The sequence below is a fragment of the Pseudomonas sp. B7 genome, assembly GCF_016735645.1.
Classification (GTDB): Bacteria; Pseudomonadota; Gammaproteobacteria; order Pseudomonadales; family Pseudomonadaceae; genus Aquipseudomonas; species Aquipseudomonas glycinae.
The window spans coordinates 1-1,313 of record NZ_JAERRE010000024.1 but is presented as its reverse complement, the minus strand read 5'-3'; the positions used below and the strand labels follow the sequence as shown (position 1 = coordinate 1,313).

1 protein-coding gene is annotated in these 1,313 nt (G+C 52.5%); it reads right to left on the bottom strand.

Annotation, left to right across the window (positions count from 1 at the left end; genetic code table 11):
- Window positions 1–37: 37 nt before the first annotated feature.
- A protein-coding gene (locus tag JKA62_RS28830; protein ID WP_201820541.1) for an IS3 family transposase occupies window positions 38–1,260 on the bottom strand; the annotation gives its coding sequence in 2 pieces (ribosomal slippage) (window positions 38–909 and window positions 909–1,260; 1,224 coding nt in all).
- Window positions 1,261–1,313 lie beyond the last annotated feature (53 nt).

Below are 1,313 nucleotides of genomic sequence, written 5' to 3'. Positions count from 1 at the left end.
TGTCTAGTCCTGAAATAGGTTTACACCTGTTTCAGCCTCAAAACGCCCGATGCACCGCATCGGGTGTTTTGTATTTCAGCGACAGATGAGGCCGCTCGTTGTTATAGATCTGCACCGACTCGTCCACCATCCGGATGGCCTCTGCAAAATTTTTGGGGCGATGCAGCAATAACTCGTTTTTCAAAATCCCGTTCACACGCTCAGCCAACGCGTTTTGGTAGCAGTCGTAGCCATCGGTCATTGAGCAGGTGATGCCGTATTTGGCATGCAGCCGCTGATAAAGCTCGGAGCAGTATTGGACGCCTCTATCCGAGTGATGCACCAAACATTGCTTCGTTGTCCGCTGCTTGAGGGCTTTGTTGAACGCCTGGATCACCGATTCGGCGTGCAAGCTTTCATGGACATGGTGCCCCACGATTTTTCGGGAGTACGCATCGGTGATCAAACTCAGATAAGCCACACCCGTTTGCGTCGGTAGGTAGGTGATGTCCGCAACCCATACTTGCTCTGGCGCCTTGGCAACTACCTGAATCGGTCCATCTTTGAGCAGGTTTGGATGCCGGCGAAAGCGATGATGGCTATCTGTCGTTTTGTGATAGGCCCGTCTGCGGGGAACCAGCTCGCGCCGATCTCGCAAGATATCGAATAACCGGTCTCGACCGACCTTTACGGACACCTCTGGCTCAGTGTGCATCAGATTGTGAAGTTTTCGGGTGCCAAGGCGCGGTTGCCTAAGTCGTTTCTCCCTCACGAATCCCATCACTTCCTGGGCATGACGGGCCCGGGCATCACACGCGCGGTTGCGCTTGTAATAAGCCTGACGGGAAATCCCCATGAACTGGCAAGCCCGACTAATGCTCAGGTCTTGGATCTGCCCTTGGGAGAGGACTTGCCGGATCGCTTTTTTACGACAGAAACACCGAAGTCGTTCTTTAAAACATCAACGACAGCTTCGAAAAACTGAGCTTTCTGGTTGGCTTGGGCCAGCTTTTCTTCGAGCTCTTTGATTCGCTGTTCGGGTGTCAGTGGTTTATCGGGCTCATCCATGGAACGGGGTCTCTTGGAGCGAATGGACGCGCCTTGACTCCAGTCCTGCCGACCATGCCTGCGTAACCAGTTCAGTACGGTCGATTTACCCTGAATGCCATAACGCTCTTGAGCCTCTTTATAACTCAACTCGCCTTTTTCGACCTGATCGACGACCGACAATTTAAAGGTCCGCGTGTAATCACGCTGACTGCGCCTTTTTCCTGTATTCATTACTCCCTCCTGAGAATGGGTCAGAAGGTGTAAACCTTATTCAGGACGAGACA